At 47.7% G+C, this 24,482-nt stretch carries 12 protein-coding genes; all 12 read right to left on the bottom strand.

The features are described 5' to 3' along the window. Positions 1-7: 7 nt before the first annotated feature. A complete protein-coding gene (locus tag GJR95_RS05335) occupies positions 8-2,626 on the bottom strand; it encodes an ABC transporter permease (RefSeq protein ID WP_162384891.1) in 2,619 nt (872 codons plus the stop codon). An 88-nt stretch (positions 2,627-2,714) separates the two neighbouring features. Next, on the bottom strand, positions 2,715-3,053 hold the full coding sequence (locus GJR95_RS05330) for a PadR family transcriptional regulator (protein ID WP_162384890.1): 339 nt from the start codon (positions 3,051-3,053) through the stop codon (positions 2,715-2,717). A gap of 274 nt (positions 3,054-3,327) precedes the next feature. Next, positions 3,328-5,682, bottom strand: a complete 2,355-nt coding sequence (locus GJR95_RS05325) for an ABC transporter permease (RefSeq protein WP_162384889.1) — start codon at positions 5,680-5,682, stop codon at positions 3,328-3,330. Between the two features lie 148 nt (positions 5,683-5,830). Further along, positions 5,831-8,413, bottom strand: coding sequence for an FtsX-like permease family protein (locus GJR95_RS05320; protein ID WP_232541093.1), 2,583 nt, complete (start codon positions 8,411-8,413; stop codon positions 5,831-5,833). Positions 8,414-8,527: 114 nt separating this feature from the next. Beyond that, positions 8,528-11,131: an ABC transporter permease gene (locus tag GJR95_RS05315; protein WP_162384888.1), complete on the bottom strand. Its 2,604-nt coding sequence runs from the start codon at positions 11,129-11,131 to the stop codon at positions 8,528-8,530. Between the two features lie 63 nt (positions 11,132-11,194). Further along, a complete protein-coding gene (locus GJR95_RS05310; RefSeq protein ID WP_232541092.1) occupies positions 11,195-13,876 on the bottom strand; it encodes a permease prefix domain 2-containing transporter in 2,682 nt (893 codons plus the stop codon). Positions 13,877-13,956: 80 nt separating this feature from the next. Further along, the gene (locus GJR95_RS05305) at positions 13,957-16,614 is read right to left on the bottom strand and encodes an ABC transporter permease (protein WP_232541091.1); all 2,658 of its coding nucleotides are present in this window, start codon (positions 16,612-16,614) and stop codon (positions 13,957-13,959) included. A 150-nt stretch (positions 16,615-16,764) separates the two neighbouring features. After that, the gene (locus GJR95_RS05300; RefSeq protein WP_232541090.1) at positions 16,765-19,398 is read right to left on the bottom strand and encodes an FtsX-like permease family protein; all 2,634 of its coding nucleotides are present in this window, start codon (positions 19,396-19,398) and stop codon (positions 16,765-16,767) included. Positions 19,399-19,497: 99 nt separating this feature from the next. After that, entirely contained in the window at positions 19,498-22,113 is a 2,616-nt protein-coding gene (locus GJR95_RS05295) for an ABC transporter permease (protein WP_232541089.1), read from the bottom strand. Next, positions 22,110-22,454 carry a PadR family transcriptional regulator gene (locus tag GJR95_RS05290; RefSeq protein ID WP_162384887.1) on the bottom strand — a complete coding sequence of 115 codons (345 nt, stop codon included), beginning with the start codon at positions 22,452-22,454 and terminating at the stop codon, positions 22,110-22,112. Before GJR95_RS05290 ends, GJR95_RS05295 begins: the two co-directional genes overlap by 4 nt. Positions 22,455-22,732: 278 nt before the next feature. Next, positions 22,733-23,923, bottom strand: a complete 1,191-nt coding sequence (gene fdhA / locus GJR95_RS05285) for a formaldehyde dehydrogenase, glutathione-independent (protein WP_162384886.1) — start codon at positions 23,921-23,923, stop codon at positions 22,733-22,735. Positions 23,924-23,951: 28 nt separating this feature from the next. Continuing rightward, positions 23,952-24,362, bottom strand: a complete 411-nt coding sequence (locus tag GJR95_RS05280; protein WP_162384885.1) for a GlcG/HbpS family heme-binding protein — start codon at positions 24,360-24,362, stop codon at positions 23,952-23,954. Positions 24,363-24,482 lie beyond the last annotated feature (120 nt).

Below are 24,482 nucleotides of genomic sequence, written 5' to 3'. Positions count from 1 at the left end.
TTTCTATTTATTCGCTACGTAACGACTTCACTGGATTAATCAAGGCCGCTTTGATGCTTTGATAACTCACGGTCAACAAGGTTATCGCCAAAGCGCCCAAACCCGAAATGGCAAAAATCCACCACGACATCTCGGTTCGGTACTCATATTTCTGAAGCCAGCTATGCAGAAAATAGTAAGCAATTGGCGTGGCAATACCAAAGGAAATAATCACCAGTAATACAAAGTCTTTCGAGAGCAGGCTCCACACGTTGAGGACAGAAGCTCCTAATACTTTGCGCACCCCGATTTCTTTGGTGCGTTGTTCGGCCACAAACGAAGCCAACCCGAAAAGCCCCAGGCTGGAGATGAAAATGGCCAGAATCGCGAAGACCGATGCGAGCTTGCCAATACGTTCTTCGGCCGCAAATTTCAGGGCATATTGCTGATCGATGAATCGGTAATCGAACGGGCTACCGGGATTGAATTTGCGAAAAACGGCTTCGATCTTGGCCAATGACTCGCTGGTGCTCCGGCTGAGGTTAAGCTTAATATTGATGACACTTGCCCATCCATAATCCAGCATATATACCGTCTGAAAAACGGGCTCAAAGGGTGAAGCCATCAGCATATCCTTGATAACCCCAACCACCCGATACGGCTTGCCATTCCACTTGATCTGCTTGCCTACGGGATCTTTTACGCCCATGTATCGCACGGCTGTTTCATTCAGAACCATACCCGACGAATCACTCGGGAACTGCCGGGAAAAGTCGCGGCCCTGCACAAATTGCCAGCCTACGGTTTTGCCAAAATCATGCGTAACGGCAATGGTTCCAAAGTTATCTTTGAAGTTAGGATCTTTGCCCACCCAGTCGAAACCGCTATTCTGCGAATTCAGATCAGTTGTTGGGGCCGATGAGGTCGACATATCCACAACGGCTCCGGTTCGTATCAGCTCATCGCGAAGGGTATTGTAGTGCTGGTGTAATTCCGGCGTGTTCATCGAAACGGTAATCAAGCCACTTCGTTCATAGCCTACAGGCCGACTCTTGGCGTGCTCAATTTGCCGGAACACGATAATCGTTCCAATGATCAGCGTCACTGAAACCGTAAACTGCACCACGACCAATACCTGGCGAGGAATCGACGCAAACCGACCGACCCGAAAGGTTCCTTTTAGCACCTTGACCGCCTGGAATGACGACAGGTACAGGGCTGGATAGCTCCCTGCAATCAGGCCGGTCAGTACGCTGAAGCCAATACCGCAAAGCCAGAAAACGGGATTCGTCCATAAAATGCCGATCTGTTTATCAGCCACTTCGTTAAAAAGAGGCAGTATAAGTAGCGCCAATACGATTGACAACACAAATGCGAAGGCAACCACCAGCAGCGATTCGCTGAAAAACTGGCTGATCAACTGACTCCGTACCGAGCCGACCGCTTTCCGAATACCTACCTCCTTGGCTCGTTTTTCGGAGCGGGCCGTTGATAGATTCATGAAATTGATGCAGGCCAGCAAGAGCACAAACACGCCAATGATGCCGAAAAGCCAGACGTATTGAATCCGCCCATCCAGGTTTCCCGATTTATCCCAGCCCGAATAGAGGTGCCATTTGCTCATGGGCTGGAGGTATACCTTCGGTTTAATAAACGCGGTTTCAGGGTTATGTTTGAGCCGTATGTTTTTGATTTTGTCCGACACTGCTTCAAATGATGAATTCGGCGCGATCTGAGCCAACACCTGCCAGGAGAAATTCCCCCATTCGACATTGTCCTGAGCCCGTTTCACCCAAGCTTCCGACGAGGCATACAGGTCCCACGGAGCCATGAACTTCATATCTCTGAATTCGGTATTATAGGGAAAATCTTCATAAACGCCCGTCACTTTCACGTCTAGTTTGTTGTCGATCTTCATGAGCTTACCCACCGGATCGGACGTACCGAACAGGGCCTGTGCGACCGATTCAGACAATAAAATCGACGAAGGATCTTTTAAGCCGGACCGCGTTCCGCTGAGCATCTTCAGCGTGAGCATATCAGGTGCATCAGCACTCAGGTAATTACCGGTTTTGGTAAATTTGTTGTCGCCATACGACAGGATGTGATCGCGCGTCCAGGACGACATGATAACATGGGTAAAATCATCGGCATAAACCGTCCGTAGCTCCTGGCCCATAGGTGCCGGATTATATTCTCCATGAAACACCTCGCCGTTGAACGTTCCGTTTTGCATGACCTTCGCAATACGGTCGTAATTCTGGAAGTACTTATCAAACGACAGTTCGTCATAAATCCACAGGCCAATGAGCATGGCAACGGTCATGCCCATGGCAAGCCCACCAATATTGATAAACGAGTATGCCTTGTTCTTAACAAGGTTCCTCAGGGCAATTTTCAGATAATTTCGGATCATGGAAGGGCTCCCAAAAAAGGGAGGGGAATAGTCATCAGCTTGTTTACGGGTGGCCAATGGCCGCATTAGTTTCAATACACTCAGGCTATATCGCCAGCGGGCCTTACGCTCACCTATTGTCTCAATCCAGTAATCGTAGAGTTCGAGCAGGTCGCCCTGCACCTCTTCCCGCGTATCGGGATGGCCGAATGTTTCCAGTAGCCAGTTGGCCCAACGGGGCGGATTTGTCATAGGAATGGATCATTGATACTGTAAAATGGATGGTGTAAGGGACGCTGCTGATCGACAACCTGTTGTACATTTTACACTATTCTTTTCATTAGCTTCCCATCAATTGAAGGGTTTGCGGAGGTAGCGAATCCCACAGTTGCTCACGAATCTGTTTAACCTCAGATAGCGCTTTTCGACCGGCTGCTGTTACCATAAAAAAGCGCTTCCGACGGCCACCACGTTCGGCAGTGGCACCGCCCATTTGGGAGGATAAAAAGCCTTTTTCCTCCAGGCGTTGTAACGTCGTGTGAACGGTACTGAAACCAACCGCACGGCCTGTTTTCTGCTCGATTTCCTGCGTAACCGTAACTCCGTAAGCGCTCTCGTCCAGGATCGCTACAGTCAGCAGAACAACCTCTTCAAACTCTCCCAAGAAGGCTCTTTTCATGCCCTTATTATTTTATACGATAATGTCGATCAAATGCGGTGCCAAGAGTCAACTAGTGGCCTGATTTGAGCTAAAAGCACGTTTTTGCTAATTATGAAAAACCTATTTGTCCGATTCTGGACATCTGCTGTACGTAAAACGGACAGAACTCCTCACGAATAAAGTGCTTTACAATCAGCAGTAATTCGAACGGGTCAGTTTTTTTGAGGAGTATAAAAATCTGGAAACCGACGATAGACCTAGAAACGATCCTCCCCTTTCCAGACTCTGTGACTTATTCACTTCGCAGGCTTTTTACCGGATTCATCAACGCGGCTTTGATACTCTGAAAACTCACGGTCAATTGAGCAATGCCTACGGCCAACAACCCTGCCAGCACAAAGACCCACCACTCAATATCGATACGGTACGCGAAATCGGCCAGCCATTGGTGCATGGCGTACCAGGCCAGGGGTGATGCGATGAAGATGGAAATCAGGACGAGTTTCAAGAAATCTTTGGAGAGTAGCGCCACGATGCTGGTCACTGACGCACCCAGCACTTTCCGAACGCCAATTTCTTTGGTCCGCTGCTCAGCCGTAAACATGGCCAGTCCAAACAATCCCAGACAGGCGATGAAAATGGCAATAATGGCAAAGTAGTTAGCCAGCTTTCCAATAAGCGTCTCACTCTTATACTGCTCCCGGAAACTTTCGTCAGCAAAGCGATAGTCAAATGGATAAGCCGGATTGAATTGCTTGGCCAGGCGCTCCATGCTCTTGAGCGCCTGTTCGGTCTGGCCGGGATGGGTGCGGACCAGCAGTGTGTAATTCGTTGAATCCAGCCGAATAATCAGCGGTTCGATGGCAACGCGTAATGAATTTACGTGGAAATTTTTCATCAAACCGATAATCTTACCGGATTTGCTCCAGAATTTCAAATCCTGCCCAACTGGATTTTTCATGCCCATCCGGCGGGCGGCCTCTTCATTGACGAGGTAGTTGGTACTATCGGTCACGAAGGTTTTCGAGAAATCGCGTCCGGCCAATAGCCTGATTTTCATTGTCTTTATGAAATCATAACTAACGGCCATATTCGTAAACAGGGTTTTATCGCCTTCGGGCTTTCCTTTCCATTCAACCCCAATTGTCGAGCTGCCAATCTCCATCGGATCATTGCCCGATGAGGAAACCGACTGAATACCGGGTGCCTGCACTAATTCCTCACGGAATGAATCGAATCGTTTCGATAAATCGCCCTCAAGTGTCATATAAACCACATTCTCTCGGTCAAGACCCAGGTTTTTCGTACGGATGTAATCGACTTGCCGACCAGCGATCAAGGTGCCTATAATCAATAGCAACGAAAGCGAAAACTGAAACACGACCAACCCCTGCCGAAATAACACGGCTCCGGCATTGAAGCGCAGCGTTCCTTTTAAAACCCTCACCGGCTGGAGCGACGATAGGAACAGAGCCGGATAACTACCTGAAACAAGGCCGGTTATCAGCGCCAGCCCGAGTAATGTTAGCCAGTAAAACGGATTGGTATATTGAATGGAAATGTGTTTCTCCGTTAACGTATTGAAAACCGGCAGTAGCAACGGTACCAAAATCATGGCAATCAGCAGTGAGAGTAAAGACATCAGCACCGCTTCGCCCACAAACTGCCCAACAAGGTAAGACCGCTCTGCTCCTACTACCTTCCGAATGCCCACTTCCTTTGCCCGTTTGGCCGACCGGGCGGTGGCTAAATTCATGAAGTTGATACAGGCAATGATCAGCAGAAAAATAGCAACGATTGTAAATAGCCGCACGTATTCAATGCGACCACCATCGGGCTTTCCGTTTGTAAATTTTGAGTGTAAATAAGCCTCTTCGTAGGGAAACATAAATGTCGTGATGGTTGTCACGTTTTTGTCGTGCTTCCGAACCATGTTCAGAATCTTGGCATTAACGACATTTACATCGGCATTCTGGTGCAATAGTGCGAATGTCCGAATGCCATTATTTTCCCACTTTGTCAGCCACTCGTTCTCTTTTTCATAGGGTGTTTCGGGCAGCACAAAGTCAAATTTCAGCGACGACGTTTCAGGAATATCCTTCACAACACCCGTTACCTGATGATCGTCTTTATTATTAACCCGAACGGTCCGGCCAACAACGTCGGTCCGGCCGAATAGTTTCAGCGCTACTTTCTCAGAGATAACAATGGACGATGGCCCAACAATGGCCGTCTTCGGGTTGCCCTGAACGAAGGGGAACGAGAAAATCTGGAATAAATCCGGGCTGGCATAGCGACCTTTCTCCTTGTAGGCCTTATCGCCTACGCTCAGCAACTGTTCTTCCTGCCAGGTAATCTTGACGCTTTTTTCTACCTCCGGCACTTCGGCTGTCAAGGCCAGCGCCAACGGGCCGGGTGTTGAGGGTGTGGTGCTAATATCATTGCCCGTCCACTGCTGATTTTCCATCACCTGATAGATGCGCGGACCATTGGCGTGAAACTGGTCGATACTCCGCTCATCCTGCACCCAAAGCAGGATCAGCAAACTGCTGGTCATGCCCAGCGCCAGACCCAGTACATTGATGAAGGAAAAGGTTTTACTCTTGGCAATGTTGCGCCAGGCGATTTTGACGTAGTTCCGGAACATAGTTTCCTGTCTTTTGAGGAGCGATCGTCCTAAAAGACAGGAAATTTCTGCTTTCGTTGCTTGGTGTATGCGGTCTCATGAAAAAATGTGCTTCCGGGCGTATTTTGTAGCGTTGTAAAGTATTGCGCACCAGCGGTCAGGCTCTGCATTAATCATTCCGCAGACTTTTAACGGGATTTGCCAGGGCAGCTTTCACGCTCTGAAAGGATACCGTCAATAAAGCAATACCTGTTGCCAGTCCGCCAGCCAGTGCAAATACCCACCACTCAATGCTGATCTTATAGGCAAAATCCTGCAACCATTTATTCATCGCGTACCAAGCAATCGGCGATGCGATGAGGATGGAAATCAGAACGAGTTTGAGAAAATCTTTGGACAACAAAATGACAATGCCCGAAACCGATGCACCCAGCACTTTCCGAACGCCAATTTCTTTGGTCCGCACTTCAACCGAAAAGGTCATCAGACCGAGTAAACCCAGGCATGCAACCAGCAGTGTGAGTATCGTAAAGCCATTGAACAACTGCATCAGGCGTGTTTCCCGTGAATATAGTTTATCATAGGCTTCATCCAGAAAATAATAGTCGAAGGGGGCGGTGGGCTGACTATGGTTGTATAGCGTTTTGAGCTGATCGAGGGATTTAGAAACATCTGTGTTCGGATTCAGCTTCACTAACAGATAACCGCCTTTTGCCAGCATCGAACGGTTCGTGTCGCTAACAACGGTTAATTTCATGGGCGAAACAGCACCATGCAGACTGCGCAGATGAAAATCGGTGGTAATTCCGTCGGCGGGCTGATCTTTAAGAGGAGCAGGCTGTTGGAGCGGATTTCCCTTGATACCGGCCTCTTTGATCAGCGTTTGGTTATAGACAATCAGGTCTTTGGTTACCGGACCTACTTCCCAACCAGGTGGTCGATATTGCCAGCGAACGCCCATCATATCAAAAAATGGCTTATCAACGGTTAAGACATTCACCATCAGCTGCTTCTTATTTTTTTCCGCGTTTATAAACATGATGGCAATTCTGTTGGTAAATAACGCCGAGTTCGAAACCGCTACGTTACCAGTTCCCGCCCATTGCCGAATGGCATCGCGAAGGCCCGAGAATTGCGGCACCATTTCTCCGTCGATATGAATGGCGACCACCTGTGCCCGATTGATACCCAGGTTTTTCGTTCGCAGAAAACGCATTTGCGCATACAGTACCAGACTGCAAATCAATAATCCAATACTCGCCGTAAACTGAACCGTCGTAAAAACCCGCCGTACCCCTACCCCACTCTGCCGCCAACCGATTGCGCCCTTAAGAACAAGGGCCGGTCGAAAGCCGGACAGCAATAATGCCGGATAACTTCCCGACAGTAATGAACACCCCAGCCATAAAGCCAGCATCAACCCCAGGTATGGGGCCTGGGTCAATACGCGTTTGTCCATATGCAGATCAAGGGTATGATTTGCCCACGGGAAAAGCGCCTGAAGCAGTACGAGCGATAGCAAAAACGCCAGCGTAGTGGTCAGAAATGATTCCATAAAAAACTGACCGATCAGTTCGCTTCGCTGTCCACCAATGGCTTTACGAATACCCACTTCACGCGCCCGCTTGGTAGCTCTGGCGGTGGTGAGACTTATGTAATTGATGACGGCTAACACCAGAATAACCAGCGCAATCGTCATCAGGATGTATAAAGACTGCCGAACGCTCTTTGAGGTGTTGCGGCTATCCAGGTGCAGCGTTGGCAGGGCTTCGAGAAAGAATTTTGCCGACATTCCAACGAAATGGATTCCGCTTTTAATCGTCTCCAGTTTCTTTTCCACCGCGCTTGCGCTGGCTCCCTGGTGCAATACCAGATAGGTACTTAGAAAACCTTGCCCTTTGTATAAATCCTGTTGTTGAGCACCAAGCGAAGGCATTGTATGTAAAGAAACCAATGCATTAAACTGAATCACTGAATTGGTTGGCAACTCATCAAGTACGGCCGAAACGGTGAGCGGAAAATGTTTATCATAAATCATCGTTTTGCCAATGGGATTTTGGGTGCCGAAATATTTCTCGGCCAATTGCCGGGTCAGTACGATTCGACCGGGCTCCCGAAGAGCCGTTTTAACATCTCCCTGAAGTACGCGCAACCCAAATACAGATAGCGTGGCAGCATCGGCAAAGCCAATGTGTTCTTCGTTAAACTGGTGATTCTGATCCGATTGAAGTATAGCATCGCCATCCGAAATGCGAACAACCTCTTCGACTTCCGGAATCTGCTGTTTTACTTCACGGCCAAATGCTTCCTGTAATCCGGTGAATGTAACATCCTGATCACCATACTTCATGATTGACATGATCCGGTAGGTTCGATCACTAAAGGGCTCGAAACGATCATAATGAAACTCATGCCAGACGTATAACGCGATGAAGGTGCTGACGGCTAATCCAACCGTTAAGCCAATGATATTCACTGCGCTAAACAATTGATTTTTCCAGAGTTGACGAAAAGCGATTGCGAAATAATTGCGAATCATATCCATACTCACTAAAGGCGTTGAAGTAAATTTCTGGTGATTTTGTTTTACAGCAAAGGGCCATCCCGGCGGAGGTTTGACAAACCCCAGTACATCCCAAACGTAGCGCCACCGCGCCCGACGTTCGCCAATTCGACCCACCTGATAACCAAACTCCTCATGCAGATCGCCCAGAACTTCTTCGAGTCGTTCAGGAGCGAGTAACCACGCCAACGAACCAGTCGATCAGCCCAGCGGGGCGGTCCAACTGGTTCGTTGGCGTGGTTTCGGGGCGTGTTCTTCATAAAGCAGCCAGATTGACCAGGGATACACGTTTCTTTGTTTACATTACTCCGACCGTAGTGATTTTACGGGATTCATCAGGGCAGCCTTAAGCGCCTGATAGCTCACCGTCAACAGCGTGATTAGCAAAGCCCCGAAGCCCGCAGCAACAAAGATCCAACCGGCTATTTCTGTCCGATATTCATACTTACTCAACCAGTTGTTCAGTAAATACCACGCAATTGGCGACGAAATGAGACAGGAAATGATGACCAGGACAACAAAATCTTTTGACAATAAACCCCAGAGATTAGCCACCGAAGCCCCCAGTACTTTGCGGACACCGATTTCTTTGGTACGCTGCTCGGCCATGAACGAAGCCAGACCGAAGATGCCCAGACACGAAATGAAAATGGCTAGGCCCGCGAAGAAACTGGCCAGTTTACCGATCCGTTCTTCAGCCGCGAATTTTGCCGCGTATTCCTGATCAGCAAAACGGTAATCGAAGGGAGCAGCGGGATTGATTTTTTTAAAAACAGCTTCTATTTTACCCAGAGCCTCCCGAGTGCTCAGCGCAGGATTCAGCTTGATATGAATGACATTTAAGCCCCGCTCCTTCGTATCGATCATAAAAACCGTAGGCATAACGGGTTCGAAAGGCGATTTCATCACCATATCTTTTACGACCCCGATAAGTTTCCAGTTTTTACCATGCCACTTGATAATTTCGCCAACCGGATTCGTCAATTCGGTCTGTTTAACGGCAGCTTCGTTAAACAAAAAAGTCAGTGAATCGCTCGTAAACTGTCTTGAAAATTCGCGTCCTTCCTTGATTTTCCAGCCAATAACTTTTCCAAAATCCGGCGTAACGGAAATTGTCCCAAACGATGCCTGCCGGTTCGGATCTTTACCGCGCCACTCCAGATTATTGGCCGATGACCAGATGTTCGTGATCGGGCTCGACGATTCGGCCATGTTGGCAACGACGCCAGTTTCTAACAATTCATTTCGGATGGCATCGTAATTTCCCTGTATTTCGGGCGTATTCATCGTAATGTTGATCAGCCCTTCCCGGCTGTAGCCAATCGGTCGATTTTTGGCAAACTGAATCTGGCGAAAAACAATGATCGTTCCGATAATCAGCGTGACGGAAACCGTAAACTGCACCACAACCAGTACCTGACGGGGAATGGACGCAAATCGACCAATATTAATGGCTCCTTTTAGCACTTTAATTGGCTGAAACGAAGAGAGATAAAGAGCCGGGTAACTTCCGGCCACAATACCCGTAAAGAAGCAAAAGCCAATACTGAAAAGCCAGAATCTCGAATCCAGCCATAGTATTGTCATTTGCTTGTCGGCCACTTCATTAAAATAGGGCAGACTGAGTTGAACCAAAATCAGCGACAACACAAACGACAAGCACACGATCAGGAACGACTCACTAAAAAACTGGCCAATAATCTGTCGTCTCAGCGAACCAATGGCTTTTCGGATGCCTACTTCTTTGGCCCGTTTCTGCGAACGGGCTGTGCTCAGGTTCATAAAATTGATGCAGGCCAGCAGCAACACAAACACGCCAATGATGCTGAAAAGCCATACAAACTGAATCCGGCCGCCCTTGTTAGCTCCGTTCTCCCACTCCGAATACAGATGCCATTGGGTCATAGGATACAAAAAGAGCGCGGAATAGGTCTTGTCTTTGATGTGATTGAAAAATACATCTTTGATTTTCAGTGAAACCGCATCAAAACTGCTGTTTGGCTGGAGCTGCGTAAAAATCCCAAATGAACTACTGCGCCAGTTATCCGTTTCTTCCCCTGACGAGAAAAGCAGGGCAATCGGAGCAACAAACGCAACGTCTTTAAATGTTGAGTTATGGGGCAAATCTTCATAAACACCGGTTACCTGCACCGTATGTTTATTGCCAATTTTAATGATTTTGTGAAGCGGGTCAGCATCACCGAAAAACGATCTGGACATTGACTCAGAAAGCAAAACCGAGGCCGGATCTTTCAGCCCCTGGCGCGTGCCTTTCAGCATTTTCAGCGTCATCATTTCCGGAAATTCAGCTTCAACATAGCTTCCGGCAATCGAAAATTTCTTATCCTGATACGCCACGATCTGGTCGAAGCCCCAGGTCGTAGCAACTACATATTTGAAGTCATTAGGGTATTTGGTTCGCAGTTCCTGGCTTAGTGGCATGGGCAATGCACCAAACGTTTGGATGCCTTTATCCAGGGTCTGATTTTCCATTACCTGTGCAATGCGAGCGTGGTTCTGGTGATATGTATTGAACGATAATTCGTCGTACACCCAAAGTCCGATCAGCATCGCAACGGCCATACCAACAGACAACCCAACGATATTGATTGTCGAGAATCCTTTGTTGTTAACCAGATTCCGATACGCGATTTTTAGATAATTCCGTAGCATGGTTGGGTTCATTAAATTGGTTGTTGAATAAGCTCCGTGTCGGCGGGCTACCGGCGGAGACTTGACAAATCCCAGTACATCCCAGACGTAGCGCCACCGCGCCCGGCGCTCACCAATCCGACCTACCTGATACATAAACTCTTCGTGCAGATCGCCCTGCACTTCCTCCAGTCGATCAGGCGTCAGAAACCACCTTAAGAGTCGGTCGGCCCAGCGGGGCGGTTTATTTATCATGAGGAATGGCGAATGAGTTTACGGGGCATCTATTGACTATCGATATGCGTTGCTTCGTTTACATTACTCCGATCGGAGCGATTTCACAGGGTCCATCAATGCCGCTTTGATCGCCTGATAGCCCACGGTCAACAATGTAATTATCGTGATCGACGCTGCGGCTAGTATAAATATGCCCATGCCCAGATCAATATGGTAAGCAAAATTGTTAAGCCATTGATTCAGCGCCCAGCCAATCAGGGGAAAGGCAATCAGCATAGCAATCAATAGCAGTTTCAGAAAATCCATTGATAGCATAGTTGCAACATTGCCCACAGTGGCTCCGACGACCTTTCGGATACCGATTTCCTTTTGCCTCCGTTGAGCCGTAAAAGCGGCTAACCCAAACAGGCCCAGGCAGCAAATGAGGATAGTGAGTCCGGCAAAATACTGCGACAAAATACTGATCCTGCGTTCTGAAGCGTAGAGTGCGTTATAATTTTCGTCCAGAAACTGGTAATCAAAAACAATCCCTTTATTATAAGCCTGAAACGTTTTTTGTATCTGTGCTATAGTCTGTTTCTCAGCCCCTCCTTTAATCTTCACCATGATATTGGGCATGACTGGATAAACCTGAAAAAAGCAGGGTTTTACGGTTTCATAGAGCGATTCAAAATTGAAATTCTTCACTACACCCACAATCTGTCGCTTCCGGTCCCAGAACTTTACAGTCTTTCCAATCGGATCTTTCAGCCCCATGCTTTTAATGGCGGCTTCGTTGAATATGATCTCGTTCTGGGCACTCGCATTGCTGGAAAAGCTACGGCCTTCTTTCAGGTCCATTCCAAGCGTTTCGATAAAATTGTAGCCTACTTCCAGATTCGAAAATTCGATATCTCTGCCCGGTGGTCTTCCCGGCCATTCAAACCCGGAAATAGCACCATGATCGCCCGTCAAATTGTGATAATAGCTCGATGCGTTAATAACACCCGGAATTGTTTTGATTTCGTTCAGAAATGCCTCTGCGGTTTTCAATTTAACAGAATCCATTTCCAGGGGAATTTCAAAATGGATAATGTTCTCCCGATTGTAGCCCAGATTTTTAGATTGTATGTAGTCAATTTGCCGGTAAACAGCCAAAACGGAGACGATAAACACGATCGAAACCGTGAACTGAAATACGACCAAACCCTTTCTTATCCACAATTCACCGACCGAGGTTTTTAGCTTGCCTTTCAGTACGGCTGTCGGGTTAAAGCCGGAAAGATATAGGGCCGGGTAGCTACCCGCCACCAGACCAGTCAATAAGGCTATCCCTAAAACTGACAGAATAAGCGTGCCGTTAAAGTCAATTCCAATATGCTTTCCGGTAATGGTGTTAAATTGAGGAAGCAATAAAATGAGCAGGAAAAAGGCCATAACGAGGGCCATAAAAGCCATCAGAATGGACTCGCCCAGGTACTGAAAAACAAGCGAACTGCGAAGGGCTCCAACTACTTTTTTGATACCCACTTCTTTCATTCTGCCAGATGCTTTTGCCGTCGATAAATTCATAAAATTGATGCAGGCAATCAGCAGGATAAAGAGCGCAATAATCGAAAATAGCTTCACATAGGTAATTCTTCCGCCAACCTGTACACCATTTTCAAATTGACCATAGAGGTATTTGTCCGAGTATTTGATGGCAAATAATTGCGCCGTCTGTGTTTTATCTTTTGACTTCAGATAATCCTTTATTTTAGCGTTGAACCGGTTCATTTCTGTTCCGTTCTTTACAATCAGAAATGTACTGGGGTCACTATTGCCCCAGGATTTCATTCCCGGTCGTTTTTCGACAAACAGATCGAAGTTGAACAGCATATCGAACGGCTCGGTCGAGTTAGCCGGGCTGTTTGCAAACACACCCCCAATGCTATAAAACCCACTAAACTCACCGTAATCCCACTTGACCGTTTTGCCGGGTACATTATCAATTGTACCAAATAGTTTTATGGCCAGATCCTGTGAAATGGCGATCGTCTGTTTGCCCGAGAATATGCTGTTTTTATCACCCAGGATAAATGGGCACGTAAATACATTGAAATAATCCTTTCCAATAAATTGACTGCCTGCTTTCAAATGCGTCTCGCCAAATGAAATTATTCCCTTACTGGAAAACCAGGAGGCAGGAACGACCGGTACAGCATGCTCAATTTCAGGAATTTCCGATGCCAGCCCATTCGCCAGAAGACCGGGTGTGTGGTTGATCGTTTTGATACCATCTTCGTGGTAGTGATTGGCCATCACCTGAAAAAGCTGATCATCTTTTTCGTTGACTTTGTCAATGTGTAATTCATCATTTACCCACAGGTAAATTAACAACGTACAAGCCAGCCCCGTAGACAAACCGATCAGGTTAAGCAGCGTAAATTGACGATCTTTCAGTAAATTCCGCCAGGCGATTTTGACATAATTCTGGATCATAATCGGATTTAGAAAAGATGATGAAGCGGTTCCATACCGGTGGTGTACGGCTCCGACTGCTGATTTACGCTGGCTCGTAAATGGCCATCCCGGCGAAGGTTTGACAAACCCCAGAACATCCCAGACGTAGCGCCACCGCGCCCGACGTTCGCCAATTCGACCCATCTGATACATAAACTCTTCGTGCAGATCGCCCTGCACTTCCTCCAGTCGATCAGGAGCGAGAAACCAGGCCAGGAGTCGGTCGGCCCAGCGGGGTGGTCGGATCGGTTCGTTGGCGCGGTTGCGGGGCTTGTTCTTCATGAGTAATCTGGAATGACTACTAATTTTTAAAGATCATTGAGCAATGCACGTGCGGGGTCGCTCGTGCAGTTCATGTTTCATTACTCCGACCGCAGCGATTTCACCGGATTCATCAGGGCGGCTTTAATGCTCTGGAAGCTGACCGTTAGCAAGGCTATAGCCAACGCCAGTAATCCCGACAAGGCAAAAATCCACCATTGAATGTCGACTCGATACGCGAAATCCTGTAACCACAACCTCATCGAATACCAGGCAATTGGCACGGCAATGACAATAGCGATAATAACAAGTTTGATAAAGTCTTTGGCTAACAGCTCAATGATACCCACAACACTGGCACCCAGTACTTTACGGACGCCAATCTCACGGGTACGTACCTGTGCCGTGTAGGTTGCCAGACCAAACAAACCCAGGCAGGATATCAGAATGGCAATCGTTGCAAACACATTGAAGAGAAATCCGGTTTTCTGCTCTGACTTGTAGAGGTTATTAAAGACATCGTCCAGGAATGTGTATTCGAACGGGTAATCAGCATTATATTGTTTCCAGGATCGCTGGGCGGCAGCAATAACCTGCTCCGCATCCTTTCCGGTCGTTTTTATATAAATCGCCCGCATTTGACTGGGCTCATAATAAAATATGGCGGGCTCAATTTTTTGCCGCATGGAGGCAAAATGAAAATCTTTGACAACACCAATAATGGTTCCGTTGTGGTTCCGAAGTTTAAACCGTTTGCCAATCGGGTTTTTAATCCGGGCAGCTTTTATAGCGGTCTCATTCAAGATAAAATGGAGTGAGTCAGAAACGGCTCCGGTAAAATTGGCTCCCTGCTGCAACTTCATTTTGAAGAAGGGAATGAAATCCTTATCAATCGCAACAGGACGCATCATCATGGTTTCGCCCTGCGCTTTTCCATCCCATTCATTATTGCCGGTTTGCTCACCAAGCCTGACGATGTTTGAACTGGCCCTGGAAACAGCAGCAACACCCGGCTGATTGAGCAGTTCTGCTTTGACCGCATCGTAATGCTTGCTCATATCCCGCATGAAAAAAGCGAAGACATGCGTTTTATCGTAACCCAATTCTTTTGAGCGAATGTATCGCAGTTGATTGCCGATAATGAATGTACCGGCGATCAGAATTATCGAAACCGCAAACTGAGTCACTACCAATACCCTCCGAAATACGGCTTCACTAAAGCGGGCCGATATTTTGCCTTTTAGTGCTTTGAGTGGCTCGAGCGAAGAGAGCAACAACGCCGGATAAATACTCGACGCGATCAATGTACCGGCAATGGTCAGGCCAATCACCTGCCAGATGTGGTAGTTGGTAAAATCGATGACAAGTTGTTTGCCCGAAAGCGCATTGTATGAAGGCAAAAGCGCATAGATCAACCCAATGGCCAGGATTGCCGCCAGCAAAAACAGCAGCGCCGTTTCAACCACGAACTGCATAAATAACTGTGTCTTGGCAGCTCCCACAATTTTACGCATACTCACCTCTTTAGAACGGAGCATGGAGCGAGCCGTCGAGAGGTTTACGTAGTTAATGCAGGCAATCGCCAAAATCAGCAACGCAATGATGGAAAACATCCTGACCGTTTCAATACCGCCGTTGGTGCCATCCGCTTTATATAAATGCATGTCGGGCAGTGGTTGTAACAGGTAAGTCAGATCGGTGTCGTCGGGCTTATTTCGAAGGTGTATGTTCCGCAGCTTAGTAGCCAGATTCCCGACCGATGTACCAGGTTGCAGCAAGAGGTAGGTATCGTAACTAAACTGAGAAAAATCATTGTCCATGTTTTTACCGTCCCTGTTTTCCTTATACATCGTTTTGAACAGGAGGGATATGGGCAGAAACATGTCGTTATCAATAGTCGAATTTTTGGGGAAATCCCGAATGATACCACTCACCTTAAAGGATACGTTTTCATTGGCTGCCAGTATTTTTCCCAACGGGTTTTCGCTCCCAAAATAGCGTTTGGCGGTGGTTTCGGTCAAAATGATCGAATGGTCGTCGGGAAATGGATTTGCCGGATTTCCCTGAATGAGATTAAAGTCAAATACAGAAAAAAAGGCTGGGTCTGTAAACGAAGTACGCTCCTCATTAATCGTTTTATCCCTGTATTTAAACAAGGTGAAATACCCATTCCCCGTTAAGCGAAGGGCATTTTTTACTTCGGGAAGCTCTTTTCTGGCAAAACTGGCAATGGGTGCTACAGTCGTCGTCCAGATTTGCTGGCTCGTACCGGTGCCGACTCTATTTTCGAGTCGGTAGATGTTGGTAGCCTGATTATGAAAACGATCAAAGCTTAATTCATCCTGTACCCATAGTAAAATCAGAATACCGACCGATAAACCGGCAGTCAGGCCTGTAATATTAATCACCGAATAGAATCTGTTCTTCAACAAATTGCGCCATGCGGTTCTGAAATAATTACGTAGCATATAGATATTGACTAAAGATGGAGTTGAGTACTCGTTTACATGCTGTTTTCCGGCAAAGGACCTTCCAGACAACTGTCGGGCAGGTTGAGGTTTGATAAATCCAAGCACATCCCGGAGGTAGCGCCACCGCGCCCGACGTTCGCCAATCCGACCTGCCTGATAGGCAAACTCTTCGTGCAAATCCCCCTGCACTTCCTCCAGCCGATCAGGAGCGCAGACGAGTTTGAGCAGACGGTCAGCGAAGCGGGGTGGTCCGACCGGTCCACCAGCGCGGTTGCGGGAGGAACTCATTGTGCGTAATGGTTACTGAAAACTGGATGATTATTTTTTGAGGTTACCATCGTAGGGCTTTCGCATCAAGCCGTGCCACGGTTTGTTTGCTCATGATTAGTAACCGTGGCACGGCTTGATGCGAAAGCCCTATATCGTTTTTCATCACTATCATTCTGCTCGCAGCGATTTTACCGGATTCATCAAAGCCGCCTTGATACTCTGGAAACTAATGGTTAAAACGGCAACGGCAATGGTCAGAAAGCTTGTTGCAGCGAACATCCACCACTCAATGTGAATAGGATATGCAAAGCTCTGCAACCACTGATTCATAGCCCACCAGGCCAGCGGTGACGCAAGAAGGATGGCGATAAAGACTAGTTGCAGGAAGTCTCGGGAGAGCATTACCATGATGCCCGAAACCGAAGCGCCAAGTACTTTCCGAATACCGACTTCTTTTGTCCGCACCTGGGCAGCATATGCGGATAAGCCAAAAAGACCCAGACAGGAAATGAACATAGCGAAGATGGCAAACACATTCAGCACATTGCCTACCCGCTGTTCTGAATCGTATAGCCGAGCCAGTTTTTCATCCAGAAACGTGTAAATGAACAGGCTTTCGGGCGAAATACGGGCTAGTGTAGAGCGGGCAAACTGCATGGTTTCAGGTAGTTTATTCCCTTTTATTTTTAGCAGAAAATAATTTGCCTGACCAGGATCCTGAACAATCACCAAAGGATCTACGGTGGTATGCAGGGAAGCGAAATGAAAGTCTTTCACGACGCCGACTATCTCTCCTGTATCGCCTAATGCGGCCACTTTTTGTCCGATCGGAGAATTCAGTTTCAGGGCTTTAACCGCCGATTCGTTCAGAATAAAAGACAAGGGGAACCAATTCGCTTTTTTGATAAAATTGCTGCCCGATTTTATCCCGATCTGGAGCACTGGAAGCGTGTTTTCATCGGCCCACATGAATCGCATCTGACTGGCATCTTCTGATTTTCCCAGTGGCGTAAGCATATCTGTACCAAATCGATCACCAGGTAAGGTTGAAATCCGGGAAACATTCGTGATGGCTGAATTTTTCAGTAATTCCTGCTGAAGCGTGTTCGATTTTTCCCACATTTCCCGCCCGTAGAGCTTTACGGCAACTACCTGCTCATGATCGAAACCCAGGTCCTTACTCTGGAAAAATTTCATTTGTCGATACACGACAATGGTACCGAAGATCATGAAGACCGATACGCTAAACTGGAATACAATCAGTCCTTTTCGAACCAGCGTAACCGATGAAACCTGATTTTTCTTCCCTTTCAGGGAATTGATGGGGTCGAAATTAGAAATGAACCAGGCGGGATAAAATCCGGCGACCACGCTGATTAAGGAAACCAGTACTATAATCAGTAGGGCGTTTGCTGGACTGAACAGCTCGCCAAAGCGAATATCCTTGGCCGTCAGCTCATTATAAAATGGAATAGCCAGCCTGAACACAAGGAACGCCAATAAAGCTGCGGCCAGTGTCAGAATAAATGATTCACCCAAAAACTGGTTGATCAACTGTTCTTTGCGGGCACCCAGCACCTTCCGTACGCCCACTTCCTTCATTCGGTTAAATGCCTGAGCTGTAGCCATATTGATAAAATTGACCGCAGCAAGCAGCAGGATAAACAGGGCCGCAATGGAAAAAACATAGACATACGTAATGTCGCTGTTTGGCCCCATTTCCTTTTCCAGTTTTGAGTGCAGGTGAATGTCCGTAATCGGCTGAAGGTTCGTCTTTCGGGTCGCCAGAATTTCATCCCTGGTTTCACCTTTTAGCTCATAGAATTTCACCATAAACTCGGGTATTCGCGCTTCTACGGCCGAACGCGTCGAGTTGCTGTTGAGTAAAACATAGTTATAAAATCCAGCCCATCCCCGGCTTTCGCGATCACGTTTATCCACATATTTATTGTATGTGGACATGGAAATCAGGTAGTCGAATTGCAGGTGTGCAGGAAACGGAAAACGCCTGATTACACCTGTTACGGTTAACGGGCGTTTGTCCAGATCATCCTGAATCCGTTTCCCCAGTGGCTCTTCGTCACCAAAGTATTTTTTCGCCAGTGCTTCGGTCAGCACAATCGCATCGATCTGCTTCAACGCTGTCCGTGGATCACCTTTCACAAACGAAAGATCGAATACGTCCACTACTGTCGAATCGGCAAAATAGCCGCTTTTCTCTTCAAACTGCTGCAACTCCCCCCCCGACGATTTGTAACTGAATACCCGATCTGGATAAGGGCGATGAAATCGGGCCACGCGCTCAATGGCAGGAATTTGCTGCTGCATTTCTATCCCCAGAATTGGCGAAGTAGCAGCCCACTGCCGGCTCTTCTGGCTAATATTCTCTGACGTAATCCTGTAAATGCGGTCTGCCTTCGAAAACCCTTTATCGTAATTCAGTTCCTCCCGTACATGAAGAATAATCAGTAATCCACAGGCCAGCCCCAGGGCCAGTCCAGCCACAGTAAGCGAACTGTTTAGGCGATACCGCAGTACGTTTCTCCAGGCGATTTTAGCGTAGTTCCGAAACATGATCGGGTTTGTTTGATAGGTTGATAATTTTAGTTCCTGTCGGCGTTTGACAGCCGAAAGCCAAATAAATCCCAGTATATCCTGCCAATAGCGCCACCGCGCCCGACGCTCACCAATCTGATCCACCTGATAGGCAAACTCTTCGTGCAAATCCCCCTGCACTTCCTCCAGTCGATCAGGAGTGCAGACGAGTTTGAGCAGACGGTCAGCGAAACGGGGGGTGTGCATTTTGAGTAATGGCTACTGATTTTTAGTGGCAGTTTGGCAATTCAGGCTCAGACAACTCTGCGCGGTTCATTTTACAGTGTACATTCTCCATTATCGCTATTACTCAGCTCTCAGGCTCTTGACGGGATTCATCAAAGCCGCTTTAATACTCTGGAAACTGACCGTCAGGAGCGCAATTGCAGCCGACAATATCCCTGCCACGACGAACATCCACCACTCAATATCAATTTTGTAGGCAAAACCCTGCAACCACTGATTCATAGCCCACCACGCAATCGGCGACGCAACGAGGATAGCGATTGCCACCAGTTTCAGAAAATCCTGCGAGAGTAGGCCAACAATGCTGGAAACCGATGCGCCGAGCACTTTGCGAACGCCAATCTCTTTGGTTCGTTGTTCGGCGGTAAACGTAGCCAGACCAAACAATCCCAGACACGAAATGAATATGGCCAGGAAGGCAAAGTAATTCGATAACTTACTGACAACCTGCTCACTCTGGTATTGTCGGGCATATTCCTGATCGGTGAACGAATAGGTAAAGGGGAATTTAGGATTCATTTTTTTGCAAAGGGCCTCCAATTGGGCGAGTGCTTCCTTTGTTTTCCCGGCTTCAATGCGAACGATCACATTACCGCCCTGCCGCCTGGAATCCGTACTTAGGTAAGCAATCAATGGCCGTATGGACGTGTGTAGCGATTGGAAATGAAAGTCTTTCAATACGCCAATTATTGCCCCTTTACCATTGCCCCAGTTTATGATTTTCCCGATTGGATTTTTGTAGCCAATCACTTTGAGTGCAGCTTCATTGATTAAAAAACCAGTGGAGTCGGTTGGATATGCTTTCGAGAAATCACGGCCATCGGCAACGCTTAGGTTCATGGTTTCGACAAAATCGTACCCAACACCAACAGGCGTAAACCGGACTTTGCCGTTTGGATCACTACCCGTCCAGCTTATACCTTCAGTGCCCGAGCCATTAGAGGCTGGTGACGCGGTCATGTGTGATACGTGTTTTATGCTGGGAATCTGCGAAATCTGCTCTTTCAGCACATCGTAGTTTTTAACCAGATCGCCTTCCAGTGGAAAGTAAACCAGGTTTTCGCGATCATACCCCAGGTTTTTGGTCTGCACATACTCAACCTGCCGATAAATGATAATCATACCGACAATCAGAATAATGGAGAGCGCAAATTGAAATACGACCAACCCCTGCCGAAGCCAGGTAGACTTTGTATCAACTTTCATCGCTCCTTTCAAGACCCGAATTGGGTTAAGCGCTGAGAGAAAAAAGGCCGGGTAACTACCAGCGAGTAACCCCGTCAGCAATGTCAATCCGGCCAAAATACCCCAAAACGAAAGGTCGTTAATGGGAAGACTTATTTGTTTATCTGTCAGACTATTAAAAGACGGCAACAACAAAGCAACGAATAAAATGGCCAGAAAAATGGCGAAAACGGTCAACAACAGGGCCTCGCCAACAAACTGCCCAATTAGCAGTGAACGCATGGCACCAACGACTTTGCGTACGCCAACTTCTTTAGCCCGTTTGCCCGATCGAGCGGTCGCCAGATTCATGAAATTGATGCAGGCAATCAGCAGGATAAAAACAGCGACAATAGTAAACAGCCGTACGTATTCAATCCGCCCGCCATCGATCTGAGCATTCTTAAAATTGCTGTTCAGGTAATAGTCATGGAAAGGCTGCATGGCCAGTTCCGTATGAACGGGCTTATTTCCATCGCGATTAAATTTGTCCAGCAAATGCGTGATTTTGGCTTCTACTTTCGCCGGATCAGCATCGGGACGAATCATAAAAAACGTGAGTGGATCCGTACTTTCCCAGCCTTTAGCCCAGGCATTATCTTCAACAAATTCATCCCAATTCCGTAAACAGTCGAACTTCAGCGTGCTGTTCTTCGCGATGTTTTCAAAGACGGCAGTTATCAGTAAATCTTTACGATTGTCGAAGCGAATGGTCTTGCCAATAGCCGCTTCGGGGCTGCCAAAGAAACTCTCAGCCATGCTTCTGGAAATAGCCAGGCTATTTCGGTCTTTCAACGCGGCTTCTGGCGTGCCCTGCAAGAGTTTGTAGCTAAACATTTTGAAGAAATCAGCACTTGCCGCATTGGTGGCCTGTTTATTGACTTTGCTCCCGACAGAAAATGTCTGGTCACTCACCCACTCATAGGGTGTTGACAGCTGAATTTCAGGAATCGATTTTTTTAGTTCATCGGCTAACGGACCAGGTGTCCAGATTACGCCCTGCACTTTGCCGCTGAAATACTCCCGCATATAAATCCGGTACAGTTGCTGCTTGTTGGCGTGAAAAGCATCGATGCTCAGTTCATCCTGCACCCAAAGCATAATCAACAGGCTACAGGCCATGCCCAATGCCAGGCCCAGGATGTTAACGCCCGAGAACGTCTTGTTCTTAACGAGGTTCCGAAACGCGATTTTTAGATAATTCCGTAGCATGGTTGGGTTCATTAAATAAGTTGTTGAATAAGCTCCGTGTCGGCGGGCTACCGGCGGAGACTTGACAAATCCCAGTACATCCCAGACGTAGCGCCACCGCGCCCGGCGCTCACCAATCCGGTCGATCTGATAGGCAAACTCTTCGCGCAAATCGCCCTGTACTTCCTCCAGTCGATCAGGAGCGCAGATAACGTTCAGCAACCGATCGGCCCAGCGAGGAGGATTCGGAGCCGATTTCATAGGCTGGTCGACAGCTTGAACGGGCTGACCAGGCGAGTCCATAAACTAGCCCGAACATCCTGAATTTCCTGTAAGGTTCGACGTCCATAGGCAGTTACCGTAAACAGGCGCTTCCGACGGCCACCTCGTTCGGCGGTCGGTTCTCCCATTTCCGACTTCACCATACCTTTATCTTCCAGCCGCTGTAAAGCTGCGTGAATCTGGTTCAGCCGAACGGAACGGCCTGTCTCCTCAATGATTTCGTGAGTAATCGCTACGCCATAGGCCTGGCCTTGTACTTCCAGTACGGCGACAGTCAGTAAAACCACTTCTTCAAACTCGCCCAACGAAGCCCGTTTCATGCGGCAGGATTTAGTTCTACTTTTGCTGAGCAAATGGTCTGCCAGAAAACAAAAAGCGGCTCAAGAGTAGCTGAGCCGCTTTTTTATTAGTTGTTCTAAAAACTCAGTGTCCGATTATGGACAACTGTTCGTCCGGTTCAGGACGGTGGTTAACCCAAATTCTGACGTTGATTGTGGGAGTGATTTATACACAAAAAGTCCGTAAGCAAATGCCATGCACCTACTTACGGACACCCTCTCCACCTTTACCTGAATGGCTAATTCTCTGACAAGTTTTTTTAATTAGGAATCAGCCCATGTGGGTCAATCACGAATTTTTTAGCGGCCCCTTTATCAAAATCCTGGTAACCTTTCGGAGCTTTGTCCAGACTGATAACTTCTACATTAACAGCTTTGGCAATCTGTATTTTATCATACAGAATAGCATTCATCAGCTGCCGATGGTATTTCATTACTGGACATTGACCGGTATAGAATGAATGTGATTTGGCCCAGCCTAAACCAATACGGATAGTCAGATTGCCTTCTTTGGCAGCCTCAGTAGCAGCACCAGGATCACCCGTTACATAAAGGCCGGGAATACCAATGGCCCCACCGGCCCTGGTGATAGTCATGGCTGCATTTAATACAGTGGCTGGTTGCTCAGTGCCTGCATCGGCCCCATGCCCATGAGCCTCGAAACCCACACAATCAACGGCAGAGTCGACTTCTGGTACACCAATGATGGCAGCAATCTGATCGCCCAGCGATATTTCTTTTCGAAGATCGACCACTTCACAGCCAAAGCTTTTGGCCTGCTCCAGTCGCTCGGGAATCATATCGCCAACAATAACGACAGCCGCGCCCAACAAATGGCAGGAAGCTGCACAGGCCAACCCAACCGGTCCGGCCCCGGCAACATAAACGATTGAGCCCGGCCCAACGCCTGCCGTAACTGCGCCATGATAACCCGTCGGGAAAATATCGGAAAGAAGCGTTAAATCCCGAATTTTGGCCATTGCCTGATCTTTATCCGGAAATTTCAGCAAATTAAAATCAGCGTAAGGAACCATCACATATTCGGCCTGTCCGCCAACCCAACCGCCCATATCGACGTAGCCATAGGCAGCACCGGGCCGGGATGGATTAACATTCAGGCAAATACCGGTTTGACCAACTTTGCAGTTTCGGCAGCGTCCACAGGCAATATTAAATGGAACCGATACCAGATCACCTTCTTTAATGAATTCAACATCGCGCCCGGCTTCAATGACCAGGCCCGTTATTTCGTGCCCGAGCACCAAACCGGCAGGAGCCGTTGTTCGTCCCCGCACCATGTGCTGATCGCTGCCGCAGATGTTGGTTGAAACGATTTGCAGAATAACTCCATGGTGGCATTTACGATCACCAAGGGCCAGCTTCGGATACTCAATGGATTGTACTTCAACCACACCGGGTTTTATGTAGGCAACGCCATGATTCTGACACATATTACTGAGGTTTTGAAGGTTACTGAGTTTAGCTGAGGGAATCAACACCTGCCTGCGCTACTTCATTGTCGTTTTCGACAGTGCTACCCGACACACCAATGGCTCCTATGATCTGACCATCCGCATTTTCGATAGGAATACCGCCCGGAAATGTAATCAACCCACCATTCGAATGCTCAATATTGAACAGTGATCCACCCGGTTGAGACAGTTTACCAACCTCGCCCGTTGGCATATCAAAATAGCGGGCTGTCCGGGCTTTTTTCTGCGCAATATCTACTGAACCCAGCCACGCGCCATCCATTCGGGCAAATGCCGTTAGGTTAGCACCGGCATCGACAACAGCAATGTTCATCAGGGTCCCTAATTCTACTGCCTTTACTTTGGCCGCCTTTACGGCAGTTTCTGCCTGTTCTAACGTGATGTTTGTTGCGCTCATGATTACCTGATTTTAATCGATCGGACTCTATCTTCTGAGTCGTTGAGCAAAACTAGACAATCGCCAAGGCTTCCACTTGCACGATAATACCAACAAATACTACTATTATCCAATTCTACT

This window comes from Spirosoma endbachense, assembly GCF_010233585.1.
GTDB lineage: Bacteria > Bacteroidota > Bacteroidia > Cytophagales > Spirosomataceae > Spirosoma > Spirosoma endbachense.
The sequence above is the reverse complement of the archived record's forward strand: the minus strand, read 5'-3'. Positions and strand labels throughout refer to the sequence as shown.